This window comes from Pseudooceanicola onchidii (assembly GCF_004959925.1).
GTDB classification, from domain to species: Bacteria; Pseudomonadota; Alphaproteobacteria; order Rhodobacterales; family Rhodobacteraceae; genus Pseudooceanicola; species Pseudooceanicola onchidii.
Genome location: NZ_SPUW01000001.1, coordinates 1,254,540 through 1,273,800, shown reverse-complemented (window position 1 = coordinate 1,273,800; position 19,261 = coordinate 1,254,540). Strand labels below are relative to the sequence as shown.

The following is a 19,261-nucleotide window of genomic DNA, read 5'->3' as shown; positions in this document are numbered from 1 at the left end:
GGTGCGTGCTGGCACGCACCACTTGGCGACCATAGGTCCCGGATCACCCCTCAGGTTTTCGCGAAGATCCCGGCGAAGTCCTTGAACCCCTTGATCTCGATCGGGTTTCCAGACGGGTCGCGGAAGAACATCGTCCATTGCTCGCCCGGCTCGCCCTCAAACCGGACCGACGGCGGCAGAACGAACTCTACCCCCGCCGCGGTCAGCCGATCGGCCATGGCGCGCCAGTCGTCCAGTGGCAGGACCATGCCGAGGTGCGGCATGGGCACCATGTGATCGCCGACCTTGCCGGTGTTGGTGGTCTTGAACGGCTCGCCCAGATGCAGCGACAGCTGGTGGCCGAAGAAATCGAAATCCACCCATGTCTCGGTGCTGCGCCCCTCAACGGCGGCCAGAACCCCGCCATAGAAGGCGCGGGCCTCGTCAAGGTCGGTGACATGATAGGCAAGGTGGAAGGGGGGGATCATGGGGCGCTCCGGCAGGTTTGTCTGGCGCGACTGTTGATCCTTCGCGGCCCCGGATGCAAGGGGCCGCCCGGCAGGCAACCGTCCTGCCCGGCCATCGCACCGCAAAGGACAATTGCAGGCTTGTCACGATTGGCCTACCGATACGGGCACAGGAGGAGGACAGTTCATGACCTATGGCTTTGACACGTTGCAAATTCACGCAGGCGCCCGGCCCGATCCGGCGACCGGCGCCCGGCAGACCCCGATCTACCAGAGCACGGCCTATGTGTTCCGCGATGCGGACCACGCGGCGGCGCTCTTCAACCTGCAGGAAGTGGGGTATATCTATTCCCGCCTGACCAACCCGACCGTCGCCGTTCTGCAGGAACGCATTGCGACGCTGGAAGGCGGCCAGGGGGCGGTCTGCTGTTCGTCGGGGCACGCGGCGCAGATCATGGCGCTGTTCCCACTGATGGGCCCGGGCAAGAACGTCGTGGCCTCGACCCGGCTTTACGGCGGCACGATCACGCAGTTTTCCCAGACAATCAAACGCTTCGGCTGGTCGGCCAAGTTCGTCGATTTCGACGATCTGGACGCGGTCAAGGCCGCCATCGACGACGACACCAGGGCGGTCTTCTGCGAATCCGTGGCGAACCCCGGCGGCTATATCACCGATCTGGGCGCGATCTCTGCGATCTCGGACGCGGCGGGCGTGCCGCTGATCGTCGACAACACCTCGGCCACGCCGTACCTGTGTCGGCCGATCGAACATGGCGCAACGCTCGTGGTGCATTCGACCACGAAATACCTGACGGGCAATGGCACCGTCACCGGCGGCTGCATCGTGGATTCGGGCAAGTTCGACTGGTCCGCGTCAGACAAGTTCCCGTCGCTGTCGCAACCCGAACCCGCCTATCACGGCCTGAAGTTCCACGAGACCTTCGGCCCGCTGGCCTTCACCTTCCACGGCATTGCGATCGGTCTGCGTGATCTGGGTATGACGATGAACCCGCAGGCGGCGCATTACACGCTGATGGGGATCGAAACCCTGTCGCTGCGCATGGAACGGCATGTCGAAAATGCGGTGAAGGTTGCCAAGTGGCTCGAATCCGATCCGCGCGTCGATTACGTGACCTATGCCGGGCTTGAAAGCTCACCCTACCATGGCCGCGTCTCCCAGATCTGCCCCAAGGGCGCCGGGGGGCTGTTCACCTTTGCGCTCAAGGACGGCTACGAGGCCTGCGTCAAGCTGGTCGATGCGGTCGAGATCTTCAGCCATGTCGCGAACCTGGGCGATACCCGGTCGCTGATCATCCATTCGGCCTCGACCACGCACCGGCAGCTGACGCCCGACCAGCAGAAGGCCGCCGGCGCCGCGCCCGAGGTCGTGCGCGTGTCGATCGGCATCGAAAACGCGGATGACCTGATCGCGGATCTGGATCAGGCGCTCACGAAGGCGTGCGGTTAACCGCTACAGTGCGTTTCGAGGGCGGGTTATCCTTTTCCTCGTTTTAACCGTGATATAGCATCCTGCACACTCAGGGGGAGGCGTCCGCGCCTTCCCGTCCCCAAGATGTCAGGTCCATGAAACCGAATTTTGCGCTTATTCTGTCGATGGACGGCATTGCCTTGCTGCAACGCGCGTCTCCCGGCTGGGCTATCGTCGGTGAAGCCTATCCGGACGGTGATAATCTTGCCGACGATATGGCCCGACTGCGTGCGGCCGCCGACAGGCTGGCCCCGGGCGAGGCCACCTTCAAGGTCGTGATCCCGAACGACCAGATCCGATATGTCTCGATCCCCGCAGGCGCGCCCGATCCGATGGCGCGGCAGCGTGCGGTCGAAACCGCGCTGGACGGGGCGACGCCCTATGCGCTGGACGAACTGGCGGTCGATCACGCGGTATCGGGCGGATCGCTGAACATCGCGGCCGTGGCGCTGGAAACCCTTCAGGAAGCCGACGAATTCGCGCGCAGCTTCGGGTTCGATCCGCTGTGCTTCGTCGCCATGCCCGAAGACCGCGACTATATCGGCGAGCCGTTCTTCGGCACGGCCCATGACGTGCCCGACGATGTCGCCGTCGTGCCCGATTCAACCGCGATCCGGGTCACGGGCCATGTCCGGCCCGCGGATCTGGAAGACAAGCCCGCGCCCAAGCTGGTCGAGGTTCCCAAGACCGAGATCGCGGATCCCCTGGCCGATGACGGCGCGGCGGTTGCCGGCCCGTCCGATCCCGACGCGACGACCGATGCCGCAGGCCCCGTGTCCTTCAGCACCCGCCGGGCGCGGTCCGGCGAAGACGCGGGCGACGTGCCCCCGGCCCCCAAGGCCGACAGGTCTGCCGCACCGCGCGGGGATGCGCCCCGGATCACCTTTGCCGAACCCGAGGCCGGGACCTCACCCGCGCCGGTCGTCGTGCCGCCGCGCGATCTGCAGCCCGAGGAAATGTCGGCCTCTCTCAAGGCGGACAGCGACGATGGCGTGATGCCGAAGCCCTCGCCGATGGCCGGGATCATCGCTGCGGCCGGTGCGTTCTCAGGCCGTGTCGGGGCAGCCATGGCCGCGCGCCGTGCAGCGCGGACCGAGGCACGAGAGGCCGCCCGGGCCGAGGCCGCCCGCAAGGCCGAAGAGGCCGCCCAGATCACGCCCGAAGCGCCGACAAAGGCGCTTGGCATCGCCAACCCGACCGCGCCCGCCGCGGTGCCCGCGCCGCAGGACGCGCCCGGGGACACCCAGCAGGATGCGCCCAAGCCCAAGGGACGCAAGGGAAAATCCAAGGCCAACGCGGCCGTCGCGGCGGCTGCGGCCCCTGCCCCCGCAGCGTCTGAGCCGGTCGCGCCGACCCCAACCTTCGAAAAGGTTGTCGCCAATCTGCACAGCGCCGAGGATCGCATTCCCGGCGCCCTGACCGCCGAGGAACGGCGCGCGGAAGAAGAACGGATGACCGTCTTCGGGGCGCGCGGCGGCAGCTATGAATCCAGTGGCGGCGGATCGGCCGGAGTGGTGACGGCCGTGATCATCGCGGTCTTCGTGCTGGGCACGGCTGCCTGGGCGATGCTGTTCAGCGACGGGTCGCTGAGCGCGCTGGTCGGCGGCGACAGCCCACAAGAGGAGACCGTCGCAGCGGTGGAGCCGCGCGTGATCGAGGACAGCTTCGTGCCTCCGGCGCCCGGCGACCCCGAGGACGCGGCAGAGGCCGAGGACAACGCCCCCGATGCGACCCCCGATACGGCCCCCGAGTCTCAGGCCGAGGCGCCCGCGCCGACGGCCGAAGATGCAGCCGTGGCCCAGGCCCTTGCTGCCGAGGAGACGACCGAGGCGCCGCCAGAGGCCCCGACGGATGCACCGGCCACCGAAGACGCTGCGCCGAGCGAAGAGCCTGTCTCGCCGTTGATCGTGACCGAGGCCGCCGAGGCCGAGCCGGAGCCCGAACCGACTGCGGATGCGACCGACGGCACCCTGACGCCCGAGGAAGAGGCGCGCTATGCCGCGTCGGGCATCTGGCAGGAATCGCCCGATGGCATCGCTGCAACCGGCGACGCGGCAACCGGGACGGGCACCGACGGATCGGCCGATCCCGATGCCCCGCCAGACCGCAGCCCGAGCGTCGACCTGGCCGCCCTGACCCCTGACCTGCGCCCCGCGCCGCCCGCGCCGCCGCCGGTGTTCGGACAGCGGTTCGACATGGACGCACGCGGTCTGGTCATCGCAACACCCGAGGGGGCCGAGACACCGTCGGGCGTTCTGGCCTTTTCCGGGCCGCCGCCGGTAGAGCCGCCGGCGCGTCCGGGTGACCCGGAACCGACCGCCGCGCCCGAGCCCGAGGCCTCGCCGCAGGATGACGCGGCGGCGACCCCCGACACCATCGAAGAGCCGCAACCGGATGCGGCACAAGAGAACAGCGGCGAGACTTTCGCCGCTGTTCGTCCACGTCAGCGCCCGGTCACCGAACCCGAGGTGGCTGCGGACGGCACGGCAGGCGATCGGGCGGACGACGACGTGACCACGGCGGCCGGCGCCTCGCTGGCGGGGGCGGCCATCGGATCGCGCACCGAGACCACGGCCCTGATCCCGGACGAAAACCGGGCCTCGATCGCGGCAGGGCTGGCCGGCGACGACCCGACCGCAGCCGAGGGCGAGGAAGCCGAGATCGAAGAGGCTTCGGCCGCGCTGGTGCCCGAGTTCCCGGCCCTGCGGCCGTTGCAGCGCCCCGGCAATATCGGCGAACTGGCCGCCGCCGCCCGCGCCACGCCGATCCCGACCCCGTCGATCGCACCGTCCGGTCCCACGGCCGTGTCCGTCGCGCGTCAGGCCACGGTGCGCAGCGCCATCGATCTGACCGAGGTCAACCTGATCGGCGTCTACGGGCAACCCTCGGACCGGCGCGCGCTGGTGCGGCTGTCGAACGGGCGGTATCGCAAGGTGAAGGTCGGTGATCGCATCGACGGCGGGCGGGTCCTGGCCATCGGCGATGACACGCTGCGCTATCAGAAGAACGGCCGGAACATGACGCTGGCCATGCCAAGCGGCTGACCGGGGATGCCTCCGGCGGGAGTATTTCTGGCAGGATGAAGGGCGCGGCTGCGCCTTTTTTGTTGGCCGGGGACAGGCTGCCCCCGGCCCTGCGGCTTATTCGGCCGCGATTTCCCCGTTGGCGATCTGCTCGGCCTCGATGGATTCGAAGAGCGCCTTGAAGTTGCCTTCGCCAAAACCGTCGTCCCCCTTGCGCTGGATGAATTCGAAGAAGATCGGGCCGATCACGGTCTTCGAGAAGATCTGCAGCAGGATGCGGGTTTCGCCGCCGTCGACCACGCCTTCGCCGTCGATCAGGATGCCGTGTTTCTTCATCCTGTCGATCGGCTCTTCGTGGTCCTTAACGCGGTTCTTGGACATGTCGTAGTAGGTGTCCGGCGGGCCGGGCATGTACTTGATGCCCTTGTCGGCGATCTGGTCGGTGGCGTCATAGATGTCGCGGGCGCCGACCGCGATGTGCTGGATGCCTTCGCCGTTGTATTTTTTGAGATAGGCAACGATCTGGCCGGTTTCGCCGCGATCCTCGTTGATCGGGATCCGGATGCGGCCACAGGGCGACGTCAGGGCGCGGGAATAGAGACCGGTGAATTTGCCCTGGATGTCGAAGAAGCGGATTTCGCGGAAGTTGAACAGATCACCGTAGAAGCGGAACCAGGTGTCCATGTTGCCCTTGTGGACGTTGTGGGTCAGGTGATCGAGGTAATAGAAGCCCACGCCGCGCGGCTTGGACTGGGCGAGCCAGGTGAATTCCTCGTTGTAAGGCGAGGTGTCGTAGTACTGGTCGATGAAATAGATCAGCGATCCGCCGATGCCGACGATGGCAGGGACGTCCATGGTCTTGCCGTCGCCTTCGTAAGGCGTGGCGCCCTTGGCGACCGCGTGATCGAACGCCTGCTGCGCGTCGACGACCCGCCAGCCCATGGAGGGGGCGCAGGGTCCGTGTTCCTCGATGAACTGCGCGGCGTGGGTGCCGGGTTCGGCGTTCACGATGTAGGTGATGTCGCCCTGCTGCCAGAGTTCGATGTCCTTGGACTTGTGACGGCCGACCAGTTCATAGCCCATCCTGGCAAAGAGCGTCCGAAGCTCTTCGGGATCCGGGTGGGCGAATTCGACAAATTCGAACCCGTCCGTGCCGGCCGGGTTTTCAGGCGTGATGGTGGATTTCGGGGCGTCGTGGGGGAAAGGGCCCATTGTGACCTCCTCTGTTGCGCGGTGTTTTGGCAATCATACGGCATGAATGACGGTAAATCTGCGCATTCTGGCAGTTAGGTTGCCGTCGCGGTGCGGGTGTTTTACGCTGATCCGGAAATTCATGCGAGAAATCCGCACATGCTTGATTCGACTGATCTGCGCCTGCTGACCGTCCTGCAAAAGGATGCGCATCTGACCGCGCAGGAGCTGGGAGAGGTGTTGAACCTGTCGTCCTCGCAGGCTGGTCGGCGGCGGCAGCGGCTTGAGGCCGAAGGGTATATCGAGGCCTACGTCGCGCGCCTTGCCCCGCTGCGGCTGGGGCTGGCGATCCAGGCTTTCGTGCAGGTGCAGATGGCCACCCACGGGCCCGAACAGTCGCGCGATTTCGCCGCCCTGGTCGACGCGCGCGCCGAGATCACCAGCGCCTGGACCCTGACCGGAGAGGCCGATTACCTGCTGCGGGTCTATTGCGCTGACCTCGGGGAATTGCACAGATTGATTCACGAGGTTCTGCTGCCGCATCCGGCCGTCATGCGGGTGCAAAGCCAGATCGTCATGGACCAGTTCAAACAGGACGGCCCCCTGCCGACCCGCCCGCTATAAAAGATCACGCCAGCCACCGCGCCAGCACTGCCAGGAAAGACGACACATGGAAGGTTTCCTTTATCAGGCCACGATCTACCTTGCCGCCGCCGTGATCGCCGTGCCGATCGCCGCGCGGCTCGGGCTGGGGTCGGTGCTGGGGTATCTGGCCGCCGGGATCGTGATCGGGCCGGTGCTGGGGCTGGTCGGGCATGAAACCCATGACCTGCAGCATTTCGCCGAATTCGGCGTGGTCATGATGCTGTTTCTCATCGGGCTGGAGCTTGAGCCGAAGGCGCTGTGGGACATGCGGCACCGGCTTCTGGGACTGGGCGGGCTGCAGGTCGTGCTGACGACGCTGGCGGTCTTCTTCGGGTTCCGGATGCTGGGCTATGGCTGGTCCGTGTCGCTGGCGACGGGGATGATCCTGGCGCTGTCCTCGACGGCCATCGTGTTGCAGACCCTGTCGGAAAAGGGGCTGATCCAGACACCAGGCGGGCGATCGGCCTTTTCGGTGCTGTTGACGCAGGACATCGCGGTGATCCCGATGCTGGCATTCCTGCCGCTGCTGGCCCTGCCGTCGCTCGGGCTGACGGCGAACCCCGACGGATCCCTGGCCCGCGTCGCCCCCGAAGAGGCGGCGGAACATACCATGTCGCTTGTCGAAGGGCTGCCCGGCTGGGGGGTCACTCTGGTCACGCTTGGCGCGGTGGCGGCGGTGATCCTGACGGGCGTCTACCTGACCACGCCGGTCTTCCGGTTCATCCACGCCGCCAAGCTGCGCGAGATGTACACCGCGCTGGCCCTGGGCATCGTGGTCGGGATCGCCTTCCTGATGAACATGGTGGGCCTGTCGCCCGCGCTTGGCACCTTCCTGGCGGGGGTGGTGCTGGCAAACTCGGAATTCCGGCACGAGCTGGAATCGGACATCGAACCCTTCAAGGGGCTGCTCTTGGGCCTGTTCTTCATCACCGTGGGGGCGGGCATCAACTTCCAGGTGCTGGTGGGCGAACCGGTGGTGATCCTGTCGATGGCCTTCGGGCTGATCCTGGTGAAGGGCGTGATCCTGTTCCTGATCGGGCGCGCGTTCAAGCTGCGGCGGCGGCGGTTGATGCTGTTCACCCTGTCGCTGAGCCAGGCGGGGGAATTCGGCTTCGTGCTGCTGTCGTTCTCGCAACAGCAGAACGTGCTGCCGCCCGTGCTGACCGAACAGCTGCTTCTGGTCATCGCGCTGACCATGCTGATCACGCCCCTGCTGTTCCTGCTTTATGACTGGCTGTCGAAGAAGATCGGCGACCCGGTGACCGAGGCGCAGGAGGCTGACGACATCGACGACGAAGGCCCCGTCATCATCGCCGGGATCGGACGGTTCGGGCAGATCGTGAACCGGCTGGTGCAAAGTTCTGGTGTGCGGACGGTCGTTCTGGATCACGACATGCGCACGATCGAGGTCATGCGGCGCTTTGGCTTCAAAGGCTACTTTGGCGACCCGACCCGCCCCGACATCCTGCGGGCGGCCGGGTTGGGCAAGGCACGGGTGCTGGTCGCGGCGATGGACAACCCGAAATCCGTCACGCAGCTGGTCGAATATGCCCGCAAGTTCCGCCCGGACCTGCACATCATCGCCCGCGCCCATGACCGGCGCCACACCTACGAGCTTTATCAGGCCGGGGCCGACGACATCGTCCGGGAGACATTCGATTCCAGCCTGCGGGCCGGGCGCTATGTGCTGGAAAACGTGGGCTTTACCGAATACGAGGCGTCAAAGCTGGAAGATGCCTTCTATCACCATGACCGCGACACCATCCGCGATCTGGCCGAGCTGTGGGATCCGGACGTCCCGGCAGACAAGAACCCCGAATATGTCGCGCGCTCGAAAGAGCTGGAACGGGATCTGGAAACCGCGCTTCAGGGGCTCTTGTCGGAAAAGGACAGCGCGGCCTGATTGGCGCGTCTGTGACCATCGCCCCGGCCAAGGGACCGGGGCGATGTCATGGTATGGTGTGGATCAGGCGCCTTCGCTGACCCCGGCCTCGGCAAAGGTCGCCATGCCCGAATGGCAGGCGACGGCCCCCTTCAGAACACCGATTGCCAGCGCGGCGCCGGATCCTTCGCCTAGGCGCAGGCCAAGCGACAGCAGCGGGTCCTTGCCCAGACGCGTCAGCAGTGCGGGATGCGCGGATTCGGCGCTGACATGGCCCGCGACGCAGTGATCCAGCGCGGTGTCGTTCAGCGCCTGAAGGCAGGCGGCGGCCGAACAGCAGATGAACCCGTCGAGGATCACGGGGATGTTTTCGACCCGCGCGCGCAGGATGGCCCCGGCCATCGCCGCGATCTCGCGCCCGCCCAGACGGGCCAGGGTGTCGATGCCGTCGCCGCCCGCGTGGCGCGCCACGCCCTCGGCCACGACCTGGGCCTTCAGCGTCAGGCCCGCGTCATCGACGCCCGTGCCGCGTCCGACCCAATCCGCGGCCTCACCGCCATAAAGCGCATGGGCGATGGCGGCGGCGGCGGTGGTGTTGCCGATCCCCATTTCGCCGGTGACCAGCAGGTCAGCCCGCGGATCGACAGCGTTCCAGCCGGTGGTGAGCGCCGACAGGATCTCGTCTTCGGACATCGCGGGGGCGGCGGTGAAATCGGCGGTCGGGCGATCAAGATCCAGCGCATGCACATCCATCCGAGCGCCGAAGGCCTTGGACAGCTGGTTGATCGCCGCGCCGCCATGTTCGAAATTCGCCACCATCTGCACGGTCACCTCGGGCGGAAAGGCCGACACGCCGCGCGCCGCGATACCGTGGTTGCCGGCAAAGATCACCACCTGCGGCGCGCTCAGCTCGGGCCGCCCGGTGCCGCGCCAGCCCGCATACCAGCGCGCCAGATCCTCAAGCCGACCAAGGGCCGCGGGCGGCTTGGTCAGTTGCGCGTTGCGATCCTCGGCCGCGCTGATGGCGGCGGCGTCGGGTCCGTCCAGACCGGCGATGACAGAGCGGAACTCGGCAAGGGTGACGGGGGCCTGGGACATGATTTTCCTCGTTGATCAGTCGTCTTCAGGCGTGTCTAAAGCATGGCGCACCCTGAGCAACCCATGGAAACCGCCCATATGCGTCTGACCGACGACATCCTCACCGGCTTCGGTCTGCTGACCCGCCTGCCCCTGCCCGATCACACCGGCACCGGCGCCCGCGCCGCCTGGAGCTGGCCGCTGACAGGCCTTGTGGTCGGCGGGCTGGCCGTCGCGGTCGGAGCGGTGGCGATGTGGGCGGGGCTGTCGGCTGGGGCGGCGGCAGTGCTGATGCTGGTGACGCAGGTGATGGCCACGGGCGGGCTGCATGAGGACGGGTTGGCGGATACCGCCGACGGGCTTTGGGGCGGCTGGACGCGCGACCGGCGGCTGGAGATCATGCGGGATTCGCGCATCGGGTCCTACGGGGTCATCGCGCTGGTTCTGGCCCTGCTGCTGCGCTGGACGGCGGTGGTCCAGCTGATCGCCGTGGGGCACTGGGGCGTGGTCGTCGCGGCGGCAGTGGTGTCGCGCGGGGTGTTGCCCGGCGTCATGGCGCTTGTCCCGAACGCGCGGCAGGACGGGTTGTCGCGGGGCGTGGGTCGGCCCACGCCGGTTCGTGCCTGTGTCGCGCTGGTGCTGGCCCTTGCGCTGGCGCTGCTGCTGACAGGCGACGGGATCGTGGCGATCGTGGTCGCGGTCGTGCTGGCCTGGGTGCTGGTGCGGATCGCGGTGGCGCGGATCGGCGGGCAGACGGGCGACATCCTGGGCGCCATCCAGGTGGTGGCCGAGATCGGGGTGCTGCTGGCGCTGTAACGGCGCCCGCCTACATCTTTCCAGTAAAGCTGCGCCTACGGAAAAGGCCGCCCCGGACATCCGGCGCGGCCTTTCGATCATTCAGGTGTGTTCAGGTAGCGTCGCTCAGGCGGCGCGCGACACCAGCACTTCGTCCACTTTGCGGGCGGCATCCACTTCGTCCGCGCCGGACACGGCGGCGACTTCGCGGGTCAGTCGTTCCAGCGCGGCTTCGTACAGCTGACGCTCGGAATAGGACTGTTCGCGCTGATCGTCGTTGCGGTGCAGGTCGCGCACGACCTCGGCGATCGAGATCAGGTCGCCCGAGTTGATCTTCTGTTCGTACTCTTGGGCACGGCGCGACCACATGGCGCGCTTTACCTTCGCCTTGCCCTTCAGCGTGGTCATCGCTTTGGACACGACGTCGGGGGTCGACAGGGACCGCATGCCCACCTCGGTTGCCTTGTTGGTCGGCACACGAAGGGTCATCTTGTCCTTCTCGAAGGAAATCACGAAAAGCTCGAGAGAGATGCCTGCGATTTCCTGGCTCTCGATCGACACGATCTGACCGACGCCATGGGCGGGGTAGACGACGTAATCGTTCGGGCTGAATTCGGCTTTTTTCGCTTTGGTCATTGCATATTCCTCACAAGGCCCCGGCACCAGGCGACACAGATACGGGCGAGGCAAACGGGGGCCTCGTCCGGCGCTGTATTGAGTGTGGTTACATCAAGGTGCGGAGGGCAGTATCCGCACGTCTGGGGCTGGCAGTCTTCTTCATACAGCGTAGATCATAACACGAATCACGCCATTTCGGAAGTGTCATGTTGCAGCGCGGCGTCAACCGCCCGTTTCCGGATCAGCCGCCTTCGCCGGGCGCTTCGGAAAAGTACTTTTCCAGTTTGCCGGATTCACCGTCGCGTTCCTCGGCCTCGGGAAGCGGATCCTTGCGGGTCACGATCACCGGCCACAATTCGGAATACTTGCGGTTGAATTCGACCCACTTCTCCATGTCCGGTTCGGTATCCGGGCGGATCGCGTCGGCAGGGCATTCGGGTTCGCAGACACCGCAGTCGATGCATTCGTCGGGATGGATGACAAGCATGTTCTCGCCTTCGTAGAAGCAGTCCACAGGGCAGACTTCCACGCAGTCGGTGTATTTGCAGGCGATACAGGCGTCGTTGACGATGTAGGTCATGGATTGGCTCCGCTCGGGCCTTTGCGGCGTTTCGGGTTAGCTAGCCTCACCGGGCCGATCATTCAAGCGGGTCTTCGCCCATGCCGCCGCGATAAAGATCGAGTTTCCGTCGATCCCGCTTTGTCGGGCGAGAATTGCCTTCAATTCGCGCGCCTTGTGGGATTTCCGCCTTCTGAGGCGGGGGCGACATATCGTCGTAAAGCGTCTGGGCCTCGGTCGCAGGGCCGCGCCGGGTCGCGGGCGACAGGATTTTGACCACCCGGATGCGGTCGCCCTGCGGAAAGGTCAGCACATCGCCCGGCTGCACGGCATGCGACGGTTTGGCGGCCCGGTTGGAATTCACCCGGACGTGCCCGCCGGTGACAAGGGCGGCGGCAAGGCTGCGTGATTTCACGAAGCGCGCCTGCCACAGCCACTTGTCGAGCCGGAACTTGTCAGCCTTGTCGGACATCCCTGCCCCCGGCGATCAGTCGGTCTTCAGACCCTTGAGAGCCGCGGCAAAGGGGTTGTCGGGGTCGATGGCCTTTTCCTTGCGCGGCGGGCGCGACTGGAAGGATTTCGGCCCGTCGTCCCGGCGGGGCTTGCCGCCCTTGCCACGCGGCTTGCCGCCCTTGGGCTTGCCCTGCCCCTGCGGCTTGCCATCGTCGCGACGACCGCGTCCGCCCTTGCCGTGCTGTTCGCCTTCGCGACGCGACCGGTTGCCGCCCCAAGTGAAGGTGTAGAAGACCTCCATCTCGGGCGCGGTGTCCGCGGCCGGCTGGTCGGGAATGTCGGCGGCGGGCGGTTCCTGACCGGCCTCGGCTTCGGCGACCGGAGAGGTTTCCTCGGGCGCGTGTTCGGCCAGCACCTCTTCGGTCGACAGACCGGCGGTGGTCTCTTCGCTTTCCAGCTTCTGCGGCGCGCCATCCACGGTCGCGCCTTCGACGGCGGGCTCGGACGGATCAGCCGTCACGGCGCTGTCGTCGACGACCTTGGGGGCTTCGGGGGCGTGGCGGACCTTTTCGCGTTCGCCCTTCTCGGCCTTGTAGCCCAGGCCCTGCATCAGGTCGGAAAACTGATCAAGGGTCATGCCGGTGATCGACAGCATGTCGGCCTTGGCCTCGAACCCGGACCGGCTGTCTTCGCCGCGCAGCATGTCGGCCAGACGTTCAAGCATGTCGATGCGGATCGCCCGGTCGCCGGCCACGCGGTAGCCGGACATGGTGTCATAGCCCTCGGGCGCGGATTTGTCGGTCGGCACGGTCACAAGACCCGGCGGCGGCGCTTCGGGAAATTCCTGCAGGCCCTTGGACAGCGACCACAGCACAAGCCGCAGGCGGGTCGGCGCGGGCTTCAGCAGCGCGGGCATGAAGATGGTGAACTGACCAAAGCGGATGCCATGCTTGCGCAGCGCGCCCCGGGCGTCCTGATCCAGCTGTTTCACGTCGTTGGCGACCTGCTGGCGCGGCATGATGCCAAGGGATTCGACCATCTGGAAGGCAAAGCCACGGGCCAGACCGGTCAGCGCCTCGTCGCGCGACATCGCCAGAAGCGGTTCGAACAGCGCGGCGATCTTGCGATCGATGAAGTGCTGCAGGCGGCGCTGCACCTTCTGCGCCACGTCCGCGCCTGCTTCGTCATCGACAAAGACGGCGACCTGCGGCTTGAGGGGTTCGGGACCCGCCACCAGCTTGCCGACCGCCTGCTCGCCCCACATGAGGCCGCCCTGTTCGGTAAAGTCGATCTCGGTATCGGGTGCGTTGTAGAACTTGTCCGCGCGCAGGTGGAAATGCGGCGCAAGCGCCTGCATGGCCGCCTTGGCAAGCGTCTTGGCTTCCTCGCCCGTTGCCTGCGCATCCTGACGGAAACGGAACCCCTCAAGTCGACCGACGAATTCGCCTTCGACTGTCACTTCACCGGTATCACTGACTTCGGCCAAGAGGGCCTCCTTCTGCTTGAGCCGCCGCAAGAGCACGCTGGTGCGCCGGTCCACAAATCTTTGCGTCAGCCGCGCGTGCAGCGCATCCGACAGGCGGTCTTCTACCGCGCGAGTCTCCCCGCGCCAATGGCTTTCGTCATCGACCCAGCCCTTCCGCTGAGCCACGTAGGTCCATGTGCGGATAAATGCCAGCCGTTTGGACAGGGTGTCGATATCCCCGTCGACCCTGTCGATACGACGGATATGGGTCGCGATCCAGTCGTTCGGCACCCGGCCCGACTGGTGCAGGTAAGCATAGATCTGCATCAGCAGCGATGCATGTTCGGCATGGCTGATGCCCCGGAAGTCCGGCACACGGCAGACATCCCACAGCAGACGCACCGCTTCGGTGCTGCTGGCGCGGGCGCGGGTTTCGGCGTCGGCCGAAAGGTTGCGCAGCGCGATCAGGTCGTCGGCGTCGCGGGCGCGGTGCAGGCCAGGCTGGTTCGGCGTCTCCTCGAGCGAGGCGATCAGCGTCTCGGGCGTCGCGAAGGTCAGCGCGCTGTTGCGCCATTGCAGGTGACGGACGGGCGCGAAGCGATGGTCCATGATCGCCTCGGCGACCTCGTCGTCCAGCGGCGGTGCTTCGCCGGTGACGCCGAAGGTGCCGTTCGCCATGCCCCGCCCGGCGCGTCCGGCGATCTGGGCCAGTTCGTTCGGAGCCAGCATCCGCATCCGCCGCCCGTCGAACTTGGTCAGCGACGAAAAGGCGACGTGGTTGATATCGAGGTTCAGGCCCATGCCGATGGCATCGGTGGCCACCAGGTAATCGACGTCGCCGTTCTGATATAGATCGACCTGCGCATTGCGCGTGCGCGGGGACAGCGCCCCCATGACCACCGCCGCGCCGCCCTTCTGCCGCCGGATCAGTTCGGCAATTGCATAGACATTATCAACCGAAAACCCGACGATTGCAGATCTGGGCGGCATCCGGCTTATCTTTTTCGAACCTGCATAGGTCAGCTCGGACATCCGCTCGCGGTGCATGAAATCGACGCCGGGCACGAGGTTGGCGATCATCGACCGCATCGTGTCGGAGCCGAGGAACAGCGTCTCGTGCAGGCCGCGCGCGCGCAGCAGCCGGTCCGTGAAGACATGGCCGCGTTCGGGATCGGCGCAAAGCTGAATCTCGTCGATGGCCAGGAAATCGGTGCCCATGCCTTCCGGCATCGCCTCGACCGTGCAGACCCAGTACTGAGTGCGCGGCGGCACGATGCGTTCCTCTCCGGTGACCAGCGCGACGACCGAAGGACCGCGCACGGCGACGATCTTGTCATAGACCTCGCGCGCCAGAAGGCGCAGCGGCAGGCCGATGATGCCGGTGCGATAGCCCAGCATCCGGTCAATGGCGTAATGCGTCTTGCCCGTGTTCGTCGGGCCGAGAACGGCCGTGATCCTGCCCTGACGGGTCATGTGCTTGGATTTTCCGTAAGTTCAGAGGCTCTGGCCCGACACGCGGGTGCGCAGGCGTTCGACCGCTTCAAGCGCGCGTTCGTGGGTCGGATATGTGTCAAGCACGCGGGAATAGGCGTCAAAGGCTTCGTCCGTCCGGTCAAGCGTTTCCATCACCACGCCCAGCCCGTAGGTCGCTTCGAAATGGTCGGGATTCAGCGTCAGCACCTGCGCCAGGTCCGACAGCGCAAGGCCCAGTTCCTCTTGCCGGAAGAAGGCGGTGGCGCGGCGATGGTAGGCTTCGGCGAAATCCGGCGCATGGTCGATCAGCGCCGAGAAGTGGCCAATCGCGTCCTCGACCTCTCCGGCCTCGAGCGCATCCTGGCCCCGCGTCATCAGCAGGTCCATCGACGGCGATCCCGAGCGTGCCCAGACAAGATCAAGTTCCCGCTCGATCTTCTTGGCGTCTGCCGGATCGGCATCATGCAGTTGTTGCAATAGGTCCCGACTATGGTCACTCTGCACCTGAGCGGAGGACATCGCGGGCGCGAGGACCAGAATTGCCGCTACGACATATTTGAGATGATGCATTGCGAGGCCCATATCACTTGCGGGTATGACCCAGTATCGGGAAATCTTGATCCCGATGTAACCCCCAAGGGCGAATAATCCAGGAAAGGTGAACCATGAGTGAAGTGATTGACGTGGCCGTTGCGGCCCTGCGCGAAAAAATGGACGGTGGTTTCGACGGCACCGCCAAGTTCGTGATCGAAGGCGAAGGCGCCATCATGATCGAAGGCAACGACGTGCGCGCAGGTGACGAGGACGCCGACGTGACCCTCACCGCGGATGCAGAGACCTTCAAGGAAATCCTGTCAGGCGATCTGAACCCGACATCGGCCTTCATGACCGGCAAGCTCACCGTCGATGGCGACATGGGCAAAGCCATGCAGCTTGGGTCGGTCCTGGCCTGATCCCATGCAGTCAGCACCGTTCTTTTCCGACGTGGCCCAGGGCCCCGACGGCGGGCAGGCCGTCTGGGCCGACACCGCCGATGGCATCCGCATCCGCGTCGGCTGGTGGCAGCCCGACGGCGCGACCAAGGGAACGGTGCTGATCTTTCCGGGCCGCACCGAATACATCGAAAAATACGGCCGCGACGCCCAGACCCTTACCGACGCGGGTTATGCCGTGCTGGCGATCGACTGGCGCGGTCAGGGGCTGGCGGGCCGCATGGTCGCCAACGCCCGGGTCGGCCATGTCGGCCAGTTCGCGGACTACCAGCTAGATGTGGCCGCCGCCTTGAAGGTGGCCGAAGAGATCGGGCTGCCCAAGCCCTGGCACCTGCTGGGCCATTCCATGGGCGGCTGCATCGGGTTGCGGTCGCTGCACGAAGGTTTGCCGGTCAATTCGGCCGTCTTCTCGGCCCCGATGTGGGGCATCCGCATCATGCCCTCGGTCCGTCCGGCCGCCTGGGTTCTCAGCTGGGGCGGATCGCGCCTTGGGCTGGGGCACCTGATGTCGCCGGGCATGAAGGAAATCCCCTATCCGCTGGACGCGGATTTCCCCGACAACAAGCTGACGTCGGACAAGGACATGTACGACTACATGCGCAACCAGCTGATCGCGCATCCGGACCTGAGCCTTGGCGGCGCGTCCCTGCACTGGCTGAACCAGGCCCTGGGCGAAACGCTTGCCCTGGCGCGGCGTCCCGCGCCCGCGGTCCCCTGCCTGACGTTCCTTGGCTCGGACGAGGCCATCGTCGATCCGCTGCGCGTGCATCAGCGCATGGACAGCTGGTCGAACGGGGAGCTGGTGATGCTGCCCGGCGCCCGTCACGAAGTCCTGATGGAGACGCCCGAGACCCGCAAGGTGCTGTTCGACAAGCTGCTGCCGTTCCTCGCGGATCACGCGCGGCCCAATGGCGCTTCGGCACAATCTGCCTGAAGTCCGGGCCGCCTAGGCTACAGGCGATCCTGGCCGGGGGCCGCGAACCGGCCCCGGCCCTTGCCCCTTGTGCCCCCCCGTCATATCTCTGGCCCAAAGCCGTGAAGGAGGTTTCATGTTCATTCATCCCCGCCCCGTCTACGATGCCAACCCGAGCTCCGGCGGAAAGGACCTTGGCAAGCTGCCGGACTGGGACCTGACGGACCTCTACTCCGCCGATGACGCGCCCGAGGTGCAGCGCGATCTCGATTGGCTCAAGACAGAATGCGCGGCCTTTGCGGCGGATTACGAAGGCAAGCTGGATACGCTTGACGCGCCGGGGATGCTGCACTGCATCCAGCGTGACGAGACCCTGACCAATATCTCGGGCCGGATCATGTCCTATGCCGGGCTGCGCTATTACCAGCAGACCACGGACGCGAGCCGCGCCAAGTTCATGTCCGACATGCAGGACAAGATCACCACCTACACCACGCCGCTGGTGTTCTTCACGCTCGAGATCAACCGCCTGCCCGAGGACCGGCTGGACACGCTTTTCGCGCAAAGCGAAGACCTGGCGCGCTACAAGCCGATCTTCGACCGCATCCGCACGATGAAGCCCTACCAGCTGTCGGACGAGATGGAGAAGTTCCTGCACGACATGGGCGTCGTGGGCGATGCCTGGGAAAAGCTGTTCGACGAAACCGTTGCCGGGCTGACCTTCTGCGTGAACGGGGACGAGCTGGGGCTCGAGGCGACCACCACCCTGCTGACCGAACCCGACCGCGAGGTCCGCGAAGCCGCCGCGCGTGAAATCGCCGCCGTGCTGGGTGACAACATCAAGACCTTCGCCCGGGTGCACAATACCCAGGCCAAGGAAAAAGAGGTCATGGACCGCTGGCGCGGCATGCCCACGGCCCAGACCGGCCGCCACCTGTCGAACCACGTCGAACCCGAGGTGGTCGAGGCGCTGCGCGACGCGGTCGTCGCCGCCTACCCGCGCCTGTCGCACCGGTATTACGAGCTGAAACGGAAATGGCTTGGCCTCGACGTCATGCAGGTCTGGGACCGCAACGCGCCGCTGCCGATCGAACCGGCAAAGACCGTCGACTGGCCGACCGCGCAGGAGATGGTGATGTCCGCCTATGGTGGTTTCGACACCCGCATGGCCGACATTGCCGAGCCGTTCTTTACCAAGGGCTGGATCGACGCGGGCGTGAAGCCCGGCAAGGCGCCCGGTGCCTTCGCACATCCGACCGTGACGACCGTGCATCCTTACGTGATGCTGAACTACCTCGGCAAACCGCGTGACGTGATGACCCTGGCGCACGAACTGGGCCACGGCGTGCACCAGGTTCTGGCGGCGGAACAGGGGGAACTGCTGTCGTCGACCCCGCTGACCCTGGCCGAAACGGCCTCCGTCTTTGGTGAGATGCTGACCTTCCGCAAGCTGCTGGACGAAGCGAAGACCAAGGGCGAACGCAAGACCCTGCTGGCGGGCAAGGTCGAGGACATGATCAACACCGTCGTGCGCCAGATCGCGTTCTATGACTTCGAATGCAAACTGCACGCCGCGCGGCGCGAAGGCGAACTGACGCCCGAGGACATCAACGCCATCTGGATGTCCGTGCAGGCGGAATCCCTCGGGCCGGCGTTCGAATTCATGGACGGGTACGAGGTCTTCTGGTCCTACATCCCACACTTCGTCCATTCGCCCTTCTACGTCTACGCCTATGCCTTCGGCGACGGGCTGGTGAACGCGCTCTACGCCGCCTATCAGGAGGCGCCCGAGGGCTTCCAGGACAAGTATTTCGACATGCTGCGCGCCGGCGGGTCGAAGCACCACTCCGAACTTCTTGCGCCCTTCGGTCTCGACGCGTCGGATCCGGCGTTCTGGGACAAGGGCCTGTCGATGATCGAAGGCTTCATCGACGAGCTGGAGGCGATGGAGGACTGATCCTTCGGGACTTTACGAAAATCGCCCGCGTCCTCACCGAAGGGCGCGGGCCTTTTGCTGCCCGAAACCGGGCGTCAGGTCAGGTGTCAGATCAGGCGACGGCGAAATGCGCGGCGGTCGCGACGATGGCCATGGCCATGATCAGGACGTAGGTCTTCATCTAACAATTCCTCCAAATACTTACTTACACTTAGTTTAATGCTGTCAGCATACATCAAAAGCTGCCCTGGGGGAAGGTAAGGTTTTCCCTACGGCAATCCTCCGCCCGCCCGGTCCTGCGCGC

16 protein-coding genes are annotated in these 19,261 nt (G+C 65.7%); 8 read left to right on the top strand and 8 right to left on the bottom strand.

Features of this window, described 5'->3' with window-relative positions:
• Positions 1-50 precede the first annotated feature (50 nt).
• Positions 51-467, bottom strand: coding sequence for a VOC family protein (locus E4S58_RS06060; protein WP_136635433.1), 417 nt, complete (start codon positions 465-467; stop codon positions 51-53).
• Positions 468-633: 166 nt separating this feature from the next.
• Between E4S58_RS06060 and E4S58_RS06055 the strand changes: the two genes are divergently transcribed.
• Entirely contained in the window at positions 634-1,914 is a 1,281-nt protein-coding gene (locus E4S58_RS06055) for an O-acetylhomoserine aminocarboxypropyltransferase/cysteine synthase family protein (RefSeq protein WP_136635432.1), read from the top strand.
• 116 nt (positions 1,915-2,030) lie between these two features.
• A complete protein-coding gene (locus E4S58_RS06050; RefSeq protein WP_136635431.1) occupies positions 2,031-4,979 on the top strand; it encodes a hypothetical protein in 2,949 nt (982 codons plus the stop codon).
• 96 nt (positions 4,980-5,075) lie between these two features.
• Here the strand turns inward: E4S58_RS06050 and hppD are convergent, their stop codons facing one another.
• Positions 5,076-6,170, bottom strand: coding sequence for a 4-hydroxyphenylpyruvate dioxygenase (gene hppD / locus E4S58_RS06045; protein WP_136635430.1), 1,095 nt, complete (start codon positions 6,168-6,170; stop codon positions 5,076-5,078).
• A gap of 138 nt (positions 6,171-6,308) precedes the next feature.
• Between hppD and E4S58_RS06040 the strand changes: the two genes are divergently transcribed.
• Positions 6,309-6,773: an Lrp/AsnC family transcriptional regulator gene (locus E4S58_RS06040; protein WP_136635429.1), complete on the top strand. Its 465-nt coding sequence runs from the start codon at positions 6,309-6,311 to the stop codon at positions 6,771-6,773.
• Between the two features lie 46 nt (positions 6,774-6,819).
• On the top strand, positions 6,820-8,697 hold the full coding sequence (locus tag E4S58_RS06035; protein WP_136635428.1) for a monovalent cation:proton antiporter-2 (CPA2) family protein: 1,878 nt from the start codon (positions 6,820-6,822) through the stop codon (positions 8,695-8,697).
• A gap of 63 nt (positions 8,698-8,760) precedes the next feature.
• Here E4S58_RS06035 and cobT read toward each other — a convergent pair whose 3' ends face one another.
• Entirely contained in the window at positions 8,761-9,774 is a 1,014-nt protein-coding gene (cobT, locus tag E4S58_RS06030) for a nicotinate-nucleotide--dimethylbenzimidazole phosphoribosyltransferase (RefSeq protein WP_136635427.1), read from the bottom strand.
• A 63-nt stretch (positions 9,775-9,837) separates the two neighbouring features.
• On the opposite strand from cobT, the gene cobS reads away from it, so the two are divergent.
• Entirely contained in the window at positions 9,838-10,569 is a 732-nt protein-coding gene (cobS, locus tag E4S58_RS06025) for an adenosylcobinamide-GDP ribazoletransferase (RefSeq protein ID WP_136635426.1), read from the top strand.
• 105 nt (positions 10,570-10,674) lie between these two features.
• Here the strand turns inward: cobS and E4S58_RS06020 are convergent, their stop codons facing one another.
• From E4S58_RS06020 to E4S58_RS06000, 5 genes are all read right to left on the bottom strand, one after another.
• Positions 10,675-11,184: a CarD family transcriptional regulator gene (locus tag E4S58_RS06020; RefSeq protein WP_136635425.1), complete on the bottom strand. Its 510-nt coding sequence runs from the start codon at positions 11,182-11,184 to the stop codon at positions 10,675-10,677.
• 223 nt (positions 11,185-11,407) lie between these two features.
• Positions 11,408-11,746, bottom strand: coding sequence for a ferredoxin FdxA (gene fdxA, locus E4S58_RS06015; RefSeq protein ID WP_136635424.1), 339 nt, complete (start codon positions 11,744-11,746; stop codon positions 11,408-11,410).
• 58 nt (positions 11,747-11,804) lie between these two features.
• Complete coding sequence (locus E4S58_RS06010; RefSeq protein ID WP_136635423.1) at positions 11,805-12,197, bottom strand: RNA-binding S4 domain-containing protein; 393 nt, start codon at positions 12,195-12,197, stop codon at positions 11,805-11,807.
• Between the two features lie 15 nt (positions 12,198-12,212).
• Complete coding sequence (locus E4S58_RS06005) at positions 12,213-15,116, bottom strand: helicase-related protein (RefSeq protein WP_136635422.1); 2,904 nt, start codon at positions 15,114-15,116, stop codon at positions 12,213-12,215.
• A gap of 21 nt (positions 15,117-15,137) precedes the next feature.
• The gene (locus E4S58_RS06000) at positions 15,138-15,686 is read right to left on the bottom strand and encodes a tetratricopeptide repeat protein (RefSeq protein ID WP_240789474.1); all 549 of its coding nucleotides are present in this window, start codon (positions 15,684-15,686) and stop codon (positions 15,138-15,140) included.
• A gap of 95 nt (positions 15,687-15,781) precedes the next feature.
• Here E4S58_RS06000 and E4S58_RS05995 point away from each other — a divergent pair, with 95 nt between their 5' ends.
• The 3 genes from E4S58_RS05995 (at position 15,782) to E4S58_RS05985 (ending at position 18,978) form a co-directional block, all read left to right on the top strand.
• A complete protein-coding gene (locus E4S58_RS05995) occupies positions 15,782-16,069 on the top strand; it encodes an SCP2 sterol-binding domain-containing protein (protein WP_136635420.1) in 288 nt (95 codons plus the stop codon).
• 4 nt (positions 16,070-16,073) lie between these two features.
• Positions 16,074-17,042 (top strand): alpha/beta hydrolase, encoded by a 969-nt coding sequence (locus E4S58_RS05990; protein ID WP_136635419.1) that lies wholly within the window; start codon positions 16,074-16,076, stop codon positions 17,040-17,042.
• 115 nt (positions 17,043-17,157) lie between these two features.
• Positions 17,158-18,978: a M3 family oligoendopeptidase gene (locus tag E4S58_RS05985; RefSeq protein ID WP_136635418.1), complete on the top strand. Its 1,821-nt coding sequence runs from the start codon at positions 17,158-17,160 to the stop codon at positions 18,976-18,978.
• Positions 18,979-19,261: the final 283 nt, after the last annotated feature.